General features: G+C 62.5%; 19 protein-coding genes and 1 riboswitch. Of the genes, 14 read left to right on the top strand and 5 right to left on the bottom strand.

The features are described from left to right. Nucleotides 1–22: 22 nt before the first annotated feature. Nucleotides 23–892, top strand: a complete 870-nt coding sequence (gene tesB / locus ACSSNI_RS09165; RefSeq protein ID WP_102837044.1) for an acyl-CoA thioesterase II — start codon at nucleotides 23–25, stop codon at nucleotides 890–892. Then, nucleotides 889–1,482 carry an HAD family hydrolase gene (locus tag ACSSNI_RS09160; RefSeq protein WP_200636761.1) on the top strand — a complete coding sequence of 198 codons (594 nt, stop codon included), beginning with the start codon at nucleotides 889–891 and terminating at the stop codon, nucleotides 1,480–1,482. The genes tesB and ACSSNI_RS09160 overlap by 4 nt, the downstream gene beginning before the upstream one ends. A 179-nt stretch (nucleotides 1,483–1,661) precedes the next feature. Here the strand turns inward: ACSSNI_RS09160 and trxA are convergent, their stop codons facing one another. The 4 genes from trxA to ACSSNI_RS09140 all read right to left on the bottom strand — a co-directional run bounded on the left by trxA (nucleotide 1,662) and on the right by ACSSNI_RS09140 (nucleotide 4,298). Next, nucleotides 1,662–2,531: a thioredoxin gene (gene trxA, locus ACSSNI_RS09155; protein WP_200636759.1), complete on the bottom strand. Its 870-nt coding sequence runs from the start codon at nucleotides 2,529–2,531 to the stop codon at nucleotides 1,662–1,664. Between the two features lie 90 nt (nucleotides 2,532–2,621). Then, nucleotides 2,622–3,152: an RNA 2',3'-cyclic phosphodiesterase gene (gene thpR, locus ACSSNI_RS09150; RefSeq protein WP_200636757.1), complete on the bottom strand. Its 531-nt coding sequence runs from the start codon at nucleotides 3,150–3,152 to the stop codon at nucleotides 2,622–2,624. A gap of 31 nt (nucleotides 3,153–3,183) precedes the next feature. Then, complete coding sequence (locus tag ACSSNI_RS09145; protein ID WP_200636755.1) at nucleotides 3,184–3,861, bottom strand: class I SAM-dependent methyltransferase; 678 nt, start codon at nucleotides 3,859–3,861, stop codon at nucleotides 3,184–3,186. Next, nucleotides 3,858–4,298, bottom strand: a complete 441-nt coding sequence (locus ACSSNI_RS09140; RefSeq protein WP_102837039.1) for a YbaY family lipoprotein — start codon at nucleotides 4,296–4,298, stop codon at nucleotides 3,858–3,860. The genes ACSSNI_RS09145 and ACSSNI_RS09140 overlap by 4 nt, the downstream gene beginning before the upstream one ends. A gap of 102 nt (nucleotides 4,299–4,400) precedes the next feature. Here ACSSNI_RS09140 and nrdR point away from each other — a divergent pair, with 102 nt between their 5' ends. After that, nucleotides 4,401–4,868, top strand: a complete 468-nt coding sequence (gene nrdR, locus ACSSNI_RS09135) for a transcriptional regulator NrdR (RefSeq protein ID WP_045424280.1) — start codon at nucleotides 4,401–4,403, stop codon at nucleotides 4,866–4,868. Beyond that, nucleotides 4,865–5,974, top strand: a complete 1,110-nt coding sequence (ribD, locus tag ACSSNI_RS09130; protein WP_200636753.1) for a bifunctional diaminohydroxyphosphoribosylaminopyrimidine deaminase/5-amino-6-(5-phosphoribosylamino)uracil reductase RibD — start codon at nucleotides 4,865–4,867, stop codon at nucleotides 5,972–5,974. The genes nrdR and ribD overlap by 4 nt, the downstream gene beginning before the upstream one ends. 48 nt (nucleotides 5,975–6,022) lie before the next feature. Here the strand turns inward: ribD and ACSSNI_RS09125 are convergent, their stop codons facing one another. Further along, on the bottom strand, nucleotides 6,023–6,772 hold the full coding sequence (locus ACSSNI_RS09125) for a phytanoyl-CoA dioxygenase family protein (protein ID WP_200636751.1): 750 nt from the start codon (nucleotides 6,770–6,772) through the stop codon (nucleotides 6,023–6,025). Nucleotides 6,773–7,125: 353 nt separating this feature from the next. Then, nucleotides 7,126–7,270, top strand: a riboswitch (FMN riboswitch). Between the two features lie 119 nt (nucleotides 7,271–7,389). Between ACSSNI_RS09125 and ACSSNI_RS09120 the strand changes: the two genes are divergently transcribed. From ACSSNI_RS09120 to ACSSNI_RS09075, 10 genes are all read left to right on the top strand, one after another. Then, on the top strand, nucleotides 7,390–8,058 hold the full coding sequence (locus ACSSNI_RS09120; RefSeq protein ID WP_102837036.1) for a riboflavin synthase: 669 nt from the start codon (nucleotides 7,390–7,392) through the stop codon (nucleotides 8,056–8,058). Nucleotides 8,059–8,080: 22 nt separating this feature from the next. Then, complete coding sequence (gene ribBA, locus ACSSNI_RS09115; RefSeq protein WP_159967099.1) at nucleotides 8,081–9,160, top strand: bifunctional 3,4-dihydroxy-2-butanone-4-phosphate synthase/GTP cyclohydrolase II; 1,080 nt, start codon at nucleotides 8,081–8,083, stop codon at nucleotides 9,158–9,160. Nucleotides 9,161–9,224: 64 nt separating this feature from the next. After that, nucleotides 9,225–9,701 carry a 6,7-dimethyl-8-ribityllumazine synthase gene (gene ribH / locus ACSSNI_RS09110; protein ID WP_019340068.1) on the top strand — a complete coding sequence of 159 codons (477 nt, stop codon included), beginning with the start codon at nucleotides 9,225–9,227 and terminating at the stop codon, nucleotides 9,699–9,701. Then, nucleotides 9,698–10,183, top strand: a complete 486-nt coding sequence (gene nusB / locus ACSSNI_RS09105) for a transcription antitermination factor NusB (RefSeq protein ID WP_200636749.1) — start codon at nucleotides 9,698–9,700, stop codon at nucleotides 10,181–10,183. The genes ribH and nusB overlap by 4 nt, the downstream gene beginning before the upstream one ends. Nucleotides 10,184–10,195: 12 nt before the next feature. Continuing rightward, the gene (gene thiL, locus ACSSNI_RS09100) at nucleotides 10,196–11,155 is read left to right on the top strand and encodes a thiamine-phosphate kinase (protein WP_200636747.1); all 960 of its coding nucleotides are present in this window, start codon (nucleotides 10,196–10,198) and stop codon (nucleotides 11,153–11,155) included. A 36-nt stretch (nucleotides 11,156–11,191) separates the two neighbouring features. After that, the gene (locus ACSSNI_RS09095) at nucleotides 11,192–11,692 is read left to right on the top strand and encodes a phosphatidylglycerophosphatase A family protein (RefSeq protein ID WP_200636746.1); all 501 of its coding nucleotides are present in this window, start codon (nucleotides 11,192–11,194) and stop codon (nucleotides 11,690–11,692) included. Between the two features lie 94 nt (nucleotides 11,693–11,786). Beyond that, nucleotides 11,787–12,434, top strand: coding sequence for a retropepsin-like aspartic protease family protein (locus tag ACSSNI_RS09090; protein ID WP_148925241.1), 648 nt, complete (start codon nucleotides 11,787–11,789; stop codon nucleotides 12,432–12,434). A 120-nt stretch (nucleotides 12,435–12,554) separates the two neighbouring features. Continuing rightward, on the top strand, nucleotides 12,555–13,172 hold the full coding sequence (gene ribA, locus ACSSNI_RS09085) for a GTP cyclohydrolase II (RefSeq protein WP_102837031.1): 618 nt from the start codon (nucleotides 12,555–12,557) through the stop codon (nucleotides 13,170–13,172). After that, a complete protein-coding gene (locus ACSSNI_RS09080) occupies nucleotides 13,169–13,588 on the top strand; it encodes a hypothetical protein (protein ID WP_102837030.1) in 420 nt (139 codons plus the stop codon). Before ribA ends, ACSSNI_RS09080 begins: the two co-directional genes overlap by 4 nt. After that, nucleotides 13,588–14,388 carry a cobalamin-binding protein gene (locus ACSSNI_RS09075; protein WP_200636745.1) on the top strand — a complete coding sequence of 267 codons (801 nt, stop codon included), beginning with the start codon at nucleotides 13,588–13,590 and terminating at the stop codon, nucleotides 14,386–14,388. The genes ACSSNI_RS09080 and ACSSNI_RS09075 overlap by 1 nt, the downstream gene beginning before the upstream one ends. Nucleotides 14,389–14,397: the final 9 nt, after the last annotated feature.

Raw genomic sequence — 14,397 nt, 5'->3', positions numbered from 1 at the left:
CATACATAAAGGAACTTACACCATGAGCGACACCCTAGACACGCTGGTCAACCTGCTGTCGCTGGAGCGTATCGAAGAAAACCTCTTCCGCGGTGCCAGCCAGGACCTGGGCTTTCCCCAGCTGTTCGGCGGCCAGGTGGTCGGTCAGGCGCTGTCCGCCGCCAGCCAGACGGTGGCGCCGGAGCGTCACGTGCATTCGATGCACGGTTACTTCCTGCGCCCTGGGGATTCGCATCATCCGGTGGTCTACGACGTCGACCGGGTGCGTGACGGTGGCAGTTTCACCACGCGCCGCGTGAGCGCGATCCAGAAAGGGCAGACCATCTTTACCTGCAGCGCCTCGTTCCAGGCCGACGAGACCGGGTTCGAGCATCAGTTGCCGATGCCTGACGTGGTCGGCCCCGAAGACCTGCTCAGCGAATGGGAGCTGTTGCACAAGCTGACACCACTGGTCCCGGCGCGCGTGGCGGAAAAGCTGCGCCGTCCAAAACCCATCGAGATCCGTCCGGTCACGCTGCAGGACCCCATCAATCCGCAGCCGATCGAGCCTGTTCGGCACATCTGGTTCCGCGCCGATGGCTCGCTACCGGACAACCCGGCCCTGCACAAGTACCTGGTCGCCTACGCCTCGGACTTCAGCTTTATCGGCACCGCCCTGCAGCCACACGGCGTCAGCTCCTGGAGCAAGTTTATCCAGCTGGCGAGCCTTGACCATGCCATCTGGTTCCACCGCGAAGTGCGCGCCGATGAATGGCTGCTGTACTCCATGGACAGCCCCTGGGCCGGCAACGCGCGTGGTTTCGCCCGCGGCAGTATCTTCAACCGCGCGGGTGAGCTGGTCGCTTCGGTGGCGCAGGAAGGCCTGATTCGCGTGCGTGAGGACTGGAAGTGAGCCTGGCCGATGCGCGGCACTGGGTGTTCGACATGGACGGCACCCTGACCCTTGCCGTGCATGACTTCCCGGCGATCAAGCGGGCGCTTGACATTCCCCAGGAAGACGACATCCTGCATCACCTGGCTGCGCTGCCGTCTGACGAAGCCGCCAGCAAGCGCGCCTGGCTGCTCGATCACGAGCGCGAGCTGGCTCATGCGGCGACACCCGCGCCAGGCGCCCGTGAGCTCCTGCACATGCTGCGTGACCGAGGTTGCCGGCTTGGCGTGCTGACGCGCAATGCGCATGAGCTGGCGCTGGTAACCCTGCAAGCGGTGGGCATGGGTGACTGCTTTGCCAGTGAAGACATCCTCGGCCGTGACGAAGCACCACCGAAGCCCGATCCGGGCGGCTTGCTGCACCTGGCGGACAAATGGAGCATCGAACCCAGCGAGCTGGTGATGGTGGGTGATTTCCGTTTCGACCTGGAATGCGCCAAGGCGGCAGGCGCGCGCGGCGTGCTGGTCAACCTGCCAGAAAATCCCTGGCCTGAGCTGACCGATCTGCACGCCCGTGATTGCCTGGCGTTGCGCCAGCTACTCAGTGGCTAGCCGAAGCATCGCCCAAAGATCGGCATGCATTAAGCGGTAGGGTGGATCACGCTCTACCGATCCGCCGCGCTGTCAGGCTGGACCAGGACGCGGGTATGAGAAACGGGACATCCCCGGAACGGATAGCCGGCCTATCCGAGCCGGGAGGATCTATTGCTGAAGACGCTTCCGTCGATGGCTCAGTAAAGCGCCTGATACAGCTTGCGGCGGTAGGTTGTGACCAGCGGATGGTCGCTTCCCAATAGGTCGAATACCTGCAGCAACGTCTTGTGCGGCAGGCCGTCCGCGTAGCCGCGATTGCGCACGAACAACTTCAACAAACCGTCCAGCGCCGCTTCGTGCTGCTGGCGTGCCAGCTGCTGAATGGCCAGCTGGTAAGCCGCCTCGTCATCTTCGGCGTCCTGCGCCAGGCGGCTTTTCAGATCGGCCACTTCCGGCAGATCAGCGGCTTGGCGCAGAAAGGTCAGCTGCGCGCGGGCGCCGGCAAGTGCCTGCTTGTGCTCGTCGCCCTTGACCGCGTCGAGCACCAGTTCGGCTTCGCCAAGCTCGCCACGCTCGGCCAGGCAGCGCGCATAGAGAATCAGTGCTGCCGCGTTTTCGTTGTCTTCGGCCAGCAATTGCTTGAGCAGATTTTCCGCGTCGCTGATGCGCCCTTCGGCGAACAGCGCTTGGGCGGTTTCGAGCAGATCAGCTTCCGGCGCGGCTGGCGCCTGCACGTGTGGCTCAAGCATGGCGCGAATGGCCGATTCCGGCTGAGCACCGGCAAAACCGTCGACCGGCTGACCGTCCTTGAACAGCACCACGGTAGGCAGGCTGCGTACGCCGAAACGCGCCACCACGTCCTGCTCGATATCGCAGTTGACCTTGGCCAGTACCAGTTCGCCCTGATACTCCTCGGTAATCTTCGCCAGCAGCGGCATCAGCGCTTTGCACGGCGCACACCACTCGGCCCAGAAGTCCACCAGCACCGGCTTGTGAAAGGAGTTTTCCAGCACCAACTGCTCGAAATTGGCGCTGGTGACGTCAAAGATGTAGGGAGTCTGGCTCATTGAAATTCTCGGAATGGGCACATGCGAAGTAGGCGTGCATGTTAAGTGGGGGCGAGGCGATTCGGAAGCAAGGGTGCAGGTTGCAGATGCTCAGCCGCAGGGTGCAGCCAGCGGCCAGCTTGCCAGCTCGGTGTAATGAGCACCTTGTGCGGTGTTTTCTGAGAGGTAGAGCCCGAAGTGGTTCACGGCCCAACGAAAAGCCCGTGGCTCCATAGTGGGCAAGGCTTGAACCTGCCGCGACAGGGTGACATGCGGCAGGAACGGGCGAGAATCAAGCACGACACCGTGCGCGGACAGTCCGGCGTGCAATTGCCCGACGAGGTCAATCAAGGGCGAGGGGCTCAGGCTGGGCGTCAAACAGGCGAAATTCTTGCCGATCATCTGCAGCTGGTCGAGCTGCAGCAAGAAAGCATCAACACGCAGGCTGTTTGCAAGCTGCTTCAAGCCATCCACCGCTGTTGCCGGTTGGTTACCGAGAAAAGCCAGAGTCATATGCAGGTTGGCCTGGGCGACAGGGCGACCGCCCAGCGCGTGGCTGTCGCGCCAGTTGCAGATGGCATCCGCAAGGTCGGATGGGCAGGACAGGGCGAAGAACAGGCGTAATGGTTTGTCGGTCTGCATGTGTCCTCCAGAGCAAAGCCTGCGCTGCGCTTCAGCACATTGCGATGGGCACAGCTTGGCGATGGGCGTGGTAGAGGCTGACCCGGCGAAACTCCGCCGGTTCGGCCAGATCCGGCCAGGTGCAGGCGTCGAGAATATCCAGGCGCTCGTACAGGGGGTGCTGAAAGTCCCGCACGCGGGAATCGGCGACCAGTGCCACCTGGCCGCGGCTGAGAAACTCATCGAGCAGGGGCAGGTTGGCCCGGTCATAGAGCACATCGGCGACGATGATCAGGTCGTAACGGTCAGCCTCGGTAAAAAAATCGTCCGAATAGTTGAGCTGCACACCGTTGAGCTCCGCGTTGGCGCGACACGCGGCCAGGGCCAGCGGGTCCAGATCACAGGCCACAACCTCTGCGGCGCCGGCCTTTGCTGCGGCAATGGCCGCGACACCTGAGCCTGCACCGAAGTCCAGGACGCGCTTGCCTCGCACCCATTCCGGACGCTCGGCCAGCCAGCGCGCCAGGACCAGGCCGCTGGCCCAACAGAAGCACCAATAGGGCGGCTCTTCGAGAATCCTCCGGGTTTCCTCGGGGCTGAAGGCGCGGTCCATGTTCAGCGCATCGATCAACCACAGTTGGATATCCGTGCCGGGCAATGACTCGATGCTCAGCGAAGCATCGCCGAGCAGTTCTGCCAGTGCCTGTTGCAGCGCAGCGGGCGGCTTCATGGGGCTGGCACCAGATGCAACGGGCCGAGGGACTGGTTGGCCGAACTGCTGACTTGCACGGCGGGCAGGCGCATGATCAGTTGCCCAGAACGGGTCACGCGTCCGCGCAGTTCCACATCCCGGCCCTTGGGGAATTTCTCGGCATTGAACTTGAGAATGAACGGCAGCTCGGTTCCCCGGCCTTGCAGCCTCACATTGCTCAGCAGTCGGTCTGGCTGGTCACGACGGTTGACCTCCAGCAGCGCCAGCTCGACTTCGCTGTCAGCGGGTACGCCGATCAGACTGCCGTGCAATTCGTGCATCAAGGTGCTGGCCTCGGGCGGCTCTTCGAAGGTGACGGCCGCGGTAGGGCGCTGGGAACGCTCATTCGCACAACCAACCAGAACCAGCAGCAGCGCAGGTAGAACAAAGTGGCGTAACAGCACAAACGGCTCCATAACATGACGTAGATGCGCGCCTGTATAGCAACAATTCGCTCGATTTGTCTTGCTGGCGGGATGCGCTACCATGGCTCTCCCGACGTCTGACAGCTCTAGCCCATGCATTGTCCCTTCTGTGGTGCTCATGACACCAAAGTCATCGACTCGCGCCTCGTGGCCGAAGGCGATCAGGTGCGCCGTCGCCGTGAGTGCCTCGCCTGCGGTGAGCGTTTCACCACCTTCGAGACCGCTGAGCTTGTCATGCCTCGGCTGATCAAACAGGACGGCAGCCGTCAGCCGTTCGACGAGGAAAAGCTCCGCGCGGGCATGCAGCGCGCGCTGGAAAAACGCCCGGTCAGTGTCGAGCGCCTCGAAGAAGCCATCGCTCATATCAAGCATCGCCTGCGTGCCACCGGCGAACGCGAAATCAAGTCGCGCGTGCTCGGCGAGCTGGTGATGGTCGAGCTGCAGAAGCTCGATGAGGTCGCCTATATCCGCTTCGCGTCCGTCTACCGCCGTTTTCAGGACCTCAACGAATTCCGTGAGGAAATTGAGCGTCTGTCCCGCGAACCCGCCAAAACCGAATGAGCGCCAACGATCACCTCTGGATGGCCCGTGCGCTGCAGCTGGCGCGCAAGGGGCTCTATTCGACGCACCCTAATCCGCGGGTCGGCTGCGTCATCGTCAAGAGCGGTGAACTGGTGGGTGAAGGTTGGCACGTGCGTGCTGGCGAGCCGCATGCCGAAGTCCACGCCCTGCGTCAGGCTGGCGAGCGCGCCGCTGGCGCAACCGCTTATGTCACCCTTGAGCCATGCAGCCACTACGGCCGCACACCGCCCTGCGCCGAGGCGCTGGTCAAGGCGGGGGTTGGCCGGGTAGTCGCAGCCATGCAGGACCCCAATCCACAGGTGGCCGGTCGTGGCCTGGAGCTGTTGCGCAGCTCGGGCATCGAGGTCGCCAGCGGCGTGCTGGAAAGCGAAGCGCGCGCGTTGAACCCTGGTTTCATCAAGCGCATGGAAACGGGGCTGCCTTACCTGCGGGCCAAGTTGGCGATGAGCCTGGATGGGCGCACCGCGATGGCCAGCGGCGAAAGCCAATGGATCACCGGGCCGGATGCACGCGCCGAGGTACAGCGTTTGAGAGCGCAGTCGAGCGTGGTGCTCACCGGCGCAGACACGGTGCTGATGGACAGCGCTCGGCTGACTGTGCGTGCTGGCGAGCTGCGGTTGGATGACGAACTGTCCGCGCTGGCGATGCAACGGCAACCGCTGCGGGTTCTGGTCGACGGGCGACTACGTGTGCCGTTGGACGCGCCGTTCTTTTTGGCTGGACCCGCACTGGTCGTCAGCAATAGTGAGGATCAGGCCGCTCGTTATAAGTCGGCGGGCCATGAGTTGCTGGCGCTTCCCTGTGAGGCGGGGCGTGTCGATCTGCGTCGTCTGTTGCATGAACTGGCCAAGCGCGATGTCAACGAGGTGCTGCTCGAAGCCGGGCCGCGCTTGGCCGGTGCCTTCGCCGCGCTGGGCCTGATCGACGAATACCAGATATTCGTCGCCGCTAAGTTCCTAGGCTCCTCGGCGCGGCCGCTCCTAGATATGCCGCTGGATCGCATGAGTGAGGCGCGCGAACTGCAGTTCAAGGATGTCCGGGCAGTTGGCGACGATTGGAAAATCACCGCCACCCCCAGCGTCTGATCAGGCGCTGGATAGCCGCCAGACTGCCAGCACCGTTGCGCAAAACCCTCAGTTCACCGGCCTCAGCCCATTATGGTCCAGCTTGGCCCGGCGTTTGTTCGCTCCCAGTAATGATCGCGCCAGCGCGCTTTCGTGATGCGGATTGCCGAAGTGAAACAGCGCCGTGGCGCGCAGCATAGATGGATCGCATACGTCATTCGCATGCAGGCTGCGGTAGCCCGAGAACAGATACAGGTTGCCGGGCACCAGCTTCAGGCGGATCGGTTTCAGCCAGCCGCGCCGCACCGCAAAGGCGACCAGCTTCTGACTGACAGTGTTATGCAGCACGGCCTTTTCAATAACGTTGCGCAACGCGTTGAATCGGATATGCCGCGTATTGGGAAAGATGATCAGGTCGCCGCAGTGTTCGCCTTCAGTCGGAATGTACAACGGTAGCAATGCGGTAACGGCCGTGGCGTCGAAGTGGTAGAAGTGCGATTGCTTGAGCCCACTGCGCCCTTGCAGACAGCGAATAACCGGAAAGACCTGCTCCTCAGTGGCCGGCTCTTGGCCCGACTGAAGGCGGTAAAGCTGCGCCATTCGGTCCTTGAATGGCGGTGAGAGCGCCAATCCCGCAAACATGGTGCCGCTCAGCTCTTCAATACCATGAATGCAGAAATACTCACCGTCGCGGGTGGCCGCTTGTTGCTTGATGAAGGCGCGGCCCAGTTCGAGTTGTTCGGGTGAGATGTAGTGCTCTATGACGGTGTAGCCCTTGCGGTCGATCTGGGCAGCATGTGCCTCAGCCGACGGTTCCATAGCCGTAACCTCTGACATACCCATCCCTCATGGCACATGTGAAGGTTCGGAGCGTTCGTCCTGATCGTGTCCTGGTCGGCGCGGAGGATCTGCAACTACGAGCGGATCCTGGCTCGGCGTGTCGGTACGAAGATTGCGGGCGTGACGTTCCTTCCTGATCGTCTTGTGTTGCGCGGGTGCAGCTGGCGGCGTCTGCGCGAATAGACCGCTGCGACGCGTATGGACAAACAAACGCAACGGTAGTTGCGTAGATGTTTGAAAATGTTTCGCTGCCGCAGCGCCGGTCTGGCGGTCGTTTGTCGGCTGCAGAATCGACGCAACTGTGGTAAAAACTGCGCCGGGCCTGAAAGGGCCCACGTTCTCAGGGCGGGGTGAGATTCCCCACCGGCGGTAATGGCACAGTTCAGTGCCTAGCCCGCGAGCGCTTGCCCAGGCAAGGTCAGCAGACCCGGTGTGATTCCGGGGCCGACGGTATAGTCCGGATGAGAGAGAGCGGGATGCCTCGACGGGCGCCTTTCGTGCGCGCGTCCACTCCCTATCGATCTGCAGCGCCCTGTTTTATCCAAAACAGGAGTTCGTCATATGCATCGTTTCAACAGCCTTCCACGGGAGGCCGCATGTTCACAGGAATAATCGAATCCATCGGGACCATTGGTGCCATGACGCCGAAGGGTGGCGACGTTCGCGTGCTGGTCGAGACCGGCAAACTGGATCTGGGCGACGTCAAGCTCGGCGACAGTATTGCGGTCAATGGCGTCTGTCTGACCGCCGTTGAGCTGCCGGGCAACGGTTTCTGGGCCGATGTCAGTCGTGAGACGCTCGCGCGCACCGCCTTCGTTGATCTCAAGACCGGTAGCCGGGTGAATCTGGAGAAGGCCCTGACGCCGACCAGTCGCCTCGGCGGGCACCTGGTCAGCGGTCACGTCGATGGCGTGGGTGAGGTGGTTTCGCGTGAAGAGAATGCCCGCGCCGTGCAGTTCCGTATCCGCGCGCCACGCGAATTGGCCAAGTACATCGCGCTCAAGGGCTCGATCACCGTCGATGGCACCAGCCTGACGGTCAATTCGGTCAATGGCGCGGAGTTCGAACTCACCATTGTTCCGCACACCCTGGCCGAAACCATCATGGTCGACTACCGCCCCGGGCGGAAAGTGAATCTGGAAGTAGATCTGCTGGCGCGTTACCTGGAGCGCCTGCTGATGGGTGACAAGGCCGCCGAACCCAATGCCTCGGGCCTGACCGAAAGCTTCCTCGCCGAACACGGCTACCTGAACCCGGCTCGGTAAACGAATAGAAGGAATGGCCACCATGGCTCTGAACACCGCTGAAGAACTGATCGAAGATATTCGCGCCGGCAAGATGGTCATCCTCATGGATGACGAGGACCGGGAAAACGAGGGCGACATCATCATCGCCTCCGAATGCGTGACTGCCGAGCACATCAATTTCATGGCTCGTTTCGCCCGCGGCCTGATCTGCATGCCGATGACACGCGAGCGCTGCGAAACCCTTCAGCTGCCGCTGATGGCGCCGCGCAACGGCTCCGGCTTTGGCACCAAATTCACCGTCTCCATCGAGGCGGCTGAGGGTGTCACCACCGGTATCTCTGCCGCTGACCGCGCACGCACCGTGCAGGCCGCCGTGGCAAGGAATGCCGTGGCCGAAGACATCGTCAGCCCCGGTCATATCTTCCCCCTGATGGCGCAGCCGGGCGGCGTCCTGGCGCGCGCCGGGCATACGGAAGCGGCCTGTGACCTCGCGCGCATGGCCGGCTTCGAGCCGTCTGGTGTGATCTGCGAAATCATGAATGACGACGGCACCATGGCGCGTCGCCCAGAGCTCGAGCTTTTCGCTGAGCAGCACGGCCTGAAGATCGGCACCATCGCCGACCTGATCCACTACCGCATGATTCACGAACGCACCGTCGAGCGGGTTTCCGAGCAGCCGTTGGAAACCGAGCTGGGTCAGTTCACGCTGGTCACCTATCGCGACGACGTGGAAGACACGGTGCACATGGCGTTGACGCGCGGTGAGATTTCCCCTGAAGAGCCAACCCTTGTGCGCGTGCACAACATGGAGCCCCTGCGCGACCTGTTGCTGGTGACCGTGCCGGGGCGCTGGAGTCTGCGCGCGGCGATGAGCGAAGTGGCAAAAGCCGGCAGCGGCGTGGTACTGCTGCTGGGTAATCCGCTGACCGGACCGCATCTGCTGGCTCAGCTCAACCGTCAGCAATCTCCGAGCCCGGCAACTTACAGCACCGTGGGTGCCGGATCTCAGATCCTCCGCGACCTCGGTGTTCGAAAGATGCGCTTGCTGAGCTCGCCGATGAAGTTCAATGCGATATCCGGCTTTGATCTGGAAGTTGTAGAATACCTGCCCGCCGAATAAACGATGTCAGGGCGCCGCGTTGCAACGCGGCGCCTTCGTTCTTTAAAGAGATGAGAAACCACCTATGACACTGAAGACCATCGAAGGTACCTTCATCGCCCCGCAGGGCAAGTTCGCCCTGGTCGTTGGCCGCTTCAACAGCTTCGTTGTCGAGAGCCTGGTGAGTGGCGCCGTCGATGCGCTGGTGCGCCACGGCATCGCCGAAGACGCCATCACCATCATCCGCGCGCCGGGTGCCTTCGAGATTCCGCTGGTCGCACAGAAAGTTGCCCAGCAGGGCGAGTACGACGCGATCATCGCCCTCGGCGCGGTCATCCGTGGTGGCACACCGCACTTCGAATACGTGGCTGGCGAATGCACCAAGGGCCTGTCGCAGGTTTCCATGGAGTTCGGTGTGCCGGTCGCCTTCGGCGTGTTGACTGTCGATTCCATCGAACAGGCTATCGAGCGCTCCGGCACCAAAGCTGGCAACAAAGGCGCCGAAGCTGCCCTGTCTGCGCTTGAAATGGTGAGTCTGCTGGCGCAGCTGGAGGCCAAGTGAGCCTTAATCACGACGACAGTCAGGATGCTCCGCAGCCAAAGGCCAAGGGCAAGATCGCAACGCGCCGCGTCGCGCGTAGCCTGGCAATGCAGGCGCTGTACCAGTGGCACATGGCCGGCCAAAGCCTCAACGAAATCGAGGCGCAGTTTCGCGTCGACAACGATTTCTCCGGCGTCGATGGCAACTACTTCCATGAGCTGCTGACTGGCGTTGCGCGCGCGAAGACTGAAATCGACGGCGCCATCGTGCCGCATCTCGATCGTTCGCTCGAAGAGCTCGACCCGGTTGAACTGGCGGTTCTGCGCCTGTCCACTTTCGAGCTGATGCATCGCGTCGACGTCCCGTATCGCGTGGTGATCAACGAGGGCATCGAGCTGGCCAAGGTGTTCGGCGCCACTGACGGGCACAAGTTCGTCAATGGTGTGCTGGACAAGCTGGCGCCCAGCCTGCGCAGTGCCGAGGTCAGCGCACACAAGCGCTGAGCCATCCGGCTGATGGGTGAGTTCGAGCTGATCCGCCACTACTTCGCCGCCGCCGCTTGTGCCAGGGCTGGCGGCGATGTCGCGTTGGGCATCGGCGATGACTGCGCGTTGCTGACCGTCCCGGTCGGCGAGCAGCTGACAGTTTCCACAGACACGCTGGTCGCTGGCGTGCATTTCTCCGATCCGTGCGATCCCTATCTGCTTGGTCAGCGTGCGTTGGCTGTATCGACCAGCGATCTCGCCGGGATGGGCGCGACGCCCATTGGTTTCACGCTGGCGCTGACGATTCCTTCCGTTGATCCCGACTGGCTGAGTGAGTTCGCCCGTGGTCTCGACACCATGGCTGCTGGCTGTGACATGCGCCTGATCGGCGGCGACACTACGCGCGGCCCGCTGAGCATGACGCTGACGGTCTTTGGGCGCGTACCGGTAGGTCAGGCGTTGTTGCGCAGCGGCGCGCAACCAGGCGATTTGCTGTGTGTTGGTGGAGCGCTTGGCGATGCGGCCGGGGCGTTGCCGGTGGTGCTCGGCGAGCGAGAAGCGAGCTCAGTCGAGGCTGCAGCGCTGCTAAGGCGCTACTGGTCGCCGCAACCGCAGCTCGCGCTCGGTCAGGCGCTGCGGGGCAAGGCAACCGCGGCGTTGGACATCTCCGATGGCCTCTTGGCCGACTGCACGCATATTGCCAACGCGTCCTCTGTTTCGCTGGTCGTCGAGCAAGCGAGGGTGCCGCTGTCGGATTCGCTGCTGCGTTTTGCCGGTGCCCAGCGGGCGCTGCAGTGCGGCTTGGCAGGAGGCGATGACTACGTTCTTGCGTTTACCTTGCCAGCTGATGCGTTTCCCATCATGCAGGCTGAAGGCTGGCCCATTCATGCGATCGGCCACGTGGCCGCGGGTGAGGGCGTTCGGTTGGTCGATGCAGAAGGGCATTTCGTGGACGTCAGCCATCAGGGCTACAACCACTTCACGAGCTGAGCCGTTGCTGCTCGATTAGAACAAGAGGACCACCGTTTGACCGATTCCCTGCAGCCTGTCGCCGAACCAATCCCTCATTCGGTGTGGAGCAATCCGTGGCATAACCTGGCCTTTGGTTTCGGCTCCGGCACGCTGCCCAAGGCACCCGGCACCTGGGGATCCCTTGTGGCGCTGGCGTTCGTGCCCCTGTGGCAGATGCTGCCGGCGTGGGGCTACGGCGCGCTAATCCTCGCCAGCATGCTGTTCGGCATCTGGTTATGTGGCAAGGTCGCCCAGGATCTGGGCGTGCATGACCACGAGGGCATTGTCTGGGACGAGTTCGCCGGTATCTGGATTACCTTCTGGCTGGTGCCGGCGGGCTGGTACTGGCTGCTGCTCGGTTTTGTCGTGTTCCGTCTGCTGGATATCCTCAAGCCCTGGCCGATCAGTTGGGTGGATCGTCAGGTGCATGGTGGGCTGGGCATCATGCTTGACGACATCCTCGCCGGCTTCGCCGCTTGCGGTGTGATGCATATTGGAGTGCGGTTGCTGGCCTGACCCGGCTTGGGCTCTGGCTGTGCATCGGATCGCTGCAAGGCCTGGATGCTCTATGAAAGAATGCGACCTGCCCAGATTCTAGGAGCCGCCGCTGATGCGCCCTGTTGCCCTGCTGTTCGCCGTTAGCCTTTCGCTCGTCTCGCTCGCTGTCACGGCCGCGCCCCGGGTGCAGGTTGTCGGCCTGTTTCCTGGCGCTGCGGTATTGAATGTCGATGGTCAGCGCAAGCTCGTACGGGTTGGCCAGGTGGGGCCGGGCGGTGTAGAGGTGGTCAGCGCAGATTCGAAAGGCGCCGTTCTGCGGGTAGATGGCGTCGAGCGCAATTACGGGCTTTCCCGTGAACTGAGTTCCGGGTTTGCCGAGCCTGATCGTCGCCAACTGAGCATCGCTCAGGGGCAGGGCGGTCACTACTGGATAGCCGGTTCGGTCAATGGACAGCCCGTTCAGTTTCTCGTCGATACCGGCGCCACCTCGGTGGCGATCAACGAAATCCAGGCGCGGCGCCTCGGTATCGACTATCGGGTCGATGGTCGGCAAATCGTCGTCGGCACGGCAAGCGGCACGGCCAAGGCCTGGCGGGTCAACCTCAACAGCGTGAAAGTCGGCGCGATCGACGTGCTCGGGGTCGAAGCCGTGGTGGTGGAAGGCAGCTCACCTACCGACGCCCTGCTTGGCATGAGCTTTCTCAGTCGCGTCAGCTGGCGCGAGGATCAAGGCGTTCTGAAGCTCGAATCGAAGATATAGGCGAGGCCCCTCGTGATAGAGGCTTGCCTATATCCACCGAGGTCTGCGGTATCTTCCGATACAGCTTGCCGCAGCACTGCTGTTACAATATCCGCTTTTCCGCCTTCTGGAGTTTCTCCGGTGTCAGTCGTGTTCGTCGCCGCTTCCCAACTGCCGACGCCGTTCGGTGTGTTCACCATGCATGGTTTTCTCGATCAGGACACTGGCAAGGAACATGTCGTACTGACCCTGGGCAATGTGGCCGACGGCAAGCCCGTTTTGGGTCGCCTGCATTCCGAGTGCCTCACCGGTGATGCCCTGTTCAGCCTGCGTTGCGATTGCGGGTTTCAACTAGAAGCTGCGCTGCGTGCGATCTCCGACGAGGGTCGTGGGGCGTTGTTGTATCTGCGTCAGGAAGGCCGCGGCATCGGCTTGCTGAACAAGATCCGCGCCTACGAGCTGCAGGATGCAGGCGCCGATACTGTCGAGGCCAACGAACGCCTGGGCTTTGCCCCGGACATGCGTGACTACGCCATCTGCCTGCCAATGCTCGAGCATCTGGGTATCGCCGAAATCAAGCTGATGACCAACAACCCACGCAAGGTAAAGGCGCTGCAAGGGTTCGGCATTCGTGTAGCCCAGCGCATGCCGCTGGAAATCGCACACAACCCGCATAACGAAAAGTACCTCGCTACCAAGGCCGGCAAGCTCGGTCACATGCTCGGCGAAATCCATCAGGGCGAAGCCGAGCAGTCGTGAATCGTGCTGCTGCCCGTCGCCAGCTGTCACGTGACGGCTGGCTGCAACTGCTGCTGGTAGTAGTGCCGGTGCTTGCTGCCAACCAGCTTCCCGAGCTGACTGGTAGCCACCAAGATTTCCTTGCGTTCCCGTTGTTCTTTATCGGCCTGGGCCTGTTGTTTCTCAGCTTGCCGCGCTTCACCGCGTACAAGCATGCCCTGATTAAAACCGAGCGAGCGTTCGACAGCGATGCCGAGCCCTCAGCGTGGTCCGCGTTGCGAAATGTTCGTCTACGCGCACTGCGGATTGCCGGGCTGCCGGCCTGGGTCGCTGCGGTTGGCGCACCGCTCGGGGTCGAGCCGGTGGCACAGCTGCTGCTGGTGTGCGGCAGCCTGATGCTGCTTGTTCTCTATCGCGTCCCACGTCAGCTTCAGTGATGCATGCGTTGCTGCTGTGCCTGGCGCTGCTGGTTTCGCCGCAATTGCCGGCCGTCGAGCGCGTAATCAGCCTGGCGCCCTCGCTCAGCGAGATCATGCTGGAGCTGGACGCCAGCGATCTTCTGGTCGGCGTTCTCGACGGCGGCGAGCGGCCGGCGGCGCTGGCGGGGGTGCCCTCGGTCGGGCGTGTGGGACAGCTCGAAATGGAGAGCCTGCTCGAGCTGCAGCCAACCCTGGTGCTGCTCTGGCCAGACAGTATCAGCCGTGCGCAGCGCGACCAGCTCACTCAATTTGGCATTCCGGTACTTGTCGCTCAGCCGACCTCCCTAGCGCAACTCGCCAACCAGTTTGCCGTGATCGGTCAACGCGTGGGGCGAAGCGAACAGGGACAAGCACTCCAGCGCCAGTTCAATCAGGGTTTGGATCAGCTACGTCAGCGCTATCGCCGTGAGCCCCCGCTGGATGTCTTCTACCAGATATGGAATCGCCCGCTTTACACGCTCGGCGGACCTCAGATCATTGGTGAAGCCATCGAAATCTGCGGTGGTCGCAACGTCTTCGCCGATCTACAGCTGCCCGCGCCGCAGGTCAGCGTGGAGTCCGTGCTGTCTCGGAACCCTGACGTAATCCTGGCCGGCAGCGGTGCTCAGCTGTCCGAATGGAGCGCCTGGCCCCAGCTGAAAGCAGTGCGTAAAGGGCAACTCTGGGAAGTGCCCGACAAGGGGCTTGAGCGACCGAGCTTCCAGATGCTTGGGGCGATCGAGAAGCTCTGCGAGGTGATGGGGCAGGCGGTTTACTGACCGGGCGCA

The organism is Stutzerimonas tianxiuensis, assembly GCF_053470365.1.
This window is presented reverse-complemented; position numbering and strand designations above follow the sequence as displayed.

Bases quoted from the DNA above. Each gene is read 5' to 3' on its own strand.
- tesB (WP_102837044.1), top strand. From the start codon at position 23: ATGAGCGACACCCTAGACACGCTGGTCAACCTGCTGTCGCTGGAGCGT.
- trxA (WP_200636759.1), bottom strand. From the start codon at position 2,531: ATGAGCCAGACTCCCTACATCTTTGACGTCACCAGCGCCAATTTCGAG.
- thpR (WP_200636757.1), bottom strand. From the start codon at position 3,152: ATGCAGACCGACAAACCATTACGCCTGTTCTTCGCCCTGTCCTGCCCA.
- ACSSNI_RS09145 (WP_200636755.1), bottom strand. From the start codon at position 3,861: ATGAAGCCGCCCGCTGCGCTGCAACAGGCACTGGCAGAACTGCTCGGC.
- ACSSNI_RS09140 (WP_102837039.1), bottom strand. From the start codon at position 4,298: ATGGAGCCGTTTGTGCTGTTACGCCACTTTGTTCTACCTGCGCTGCTG.
- nrdR (WP_045424280.1), top strand. From the start codon at position 4,401: ATGCATTGTCCCTTCTGTGGTGCTCATGACACCAAAGTCATCGACTCG.
- ribD (WP_200636753.1), top strand. From the start codon at position 4,865: ATGAGCGCCAACGATCACCTCTGGATGGCCCGTGCGCTGCAGCTGGCG.
- ACSSNI_RS09125 (WP_200636751.1), bottom strand. From the start codon at position 6,772: ATGGAACCGTCGGCTGAGGCACATGCTGCCCAGATCGACCGCAAGGGC.
- ACSSNI_RS09120 (WP_102837036.1), top strand. From the start codon at position 7,390: ATGTTCACAGGAATAATCGAATCCATCGGGACCATTGGTGCCATGACG.
- ribBA (WP_159967099.1), top strand. From the start codon at position 8,081: ATGGCTCTGAACACCGCTGAAGAACTGATCGAAGATATTCGCGCCGGC.
- ribH (WP_019340068.1), top strand. From the start codon at position 9,225: ATGACACTGAAGACCATCGAAGGTACCTTCATCGCCCCGCAGGGCAAG.
- thiL (WP_200636747.1), top strand. From the start codon at position 10,196: ATGGGTGAGTTCGAGCTGATCCGCCACTACTTCGCCGCCGCCGCTTGT.
- ACSSNI_RS09090 (WP_148925241.1), top strand. From the start codon at position 11,787: ATGCGCCCTGTTGCCCTGCTGTTCGCCGTTAGCCTTTCGCTCGTCTCG.
- ACSSNI_RS09075 (WP_200636745.1), top strand. From the start codon at position 13,588: ATGCATGCGTTGCTGCTGTGCCTGGCGCTGCTGGTTTCGCCGCAATTG.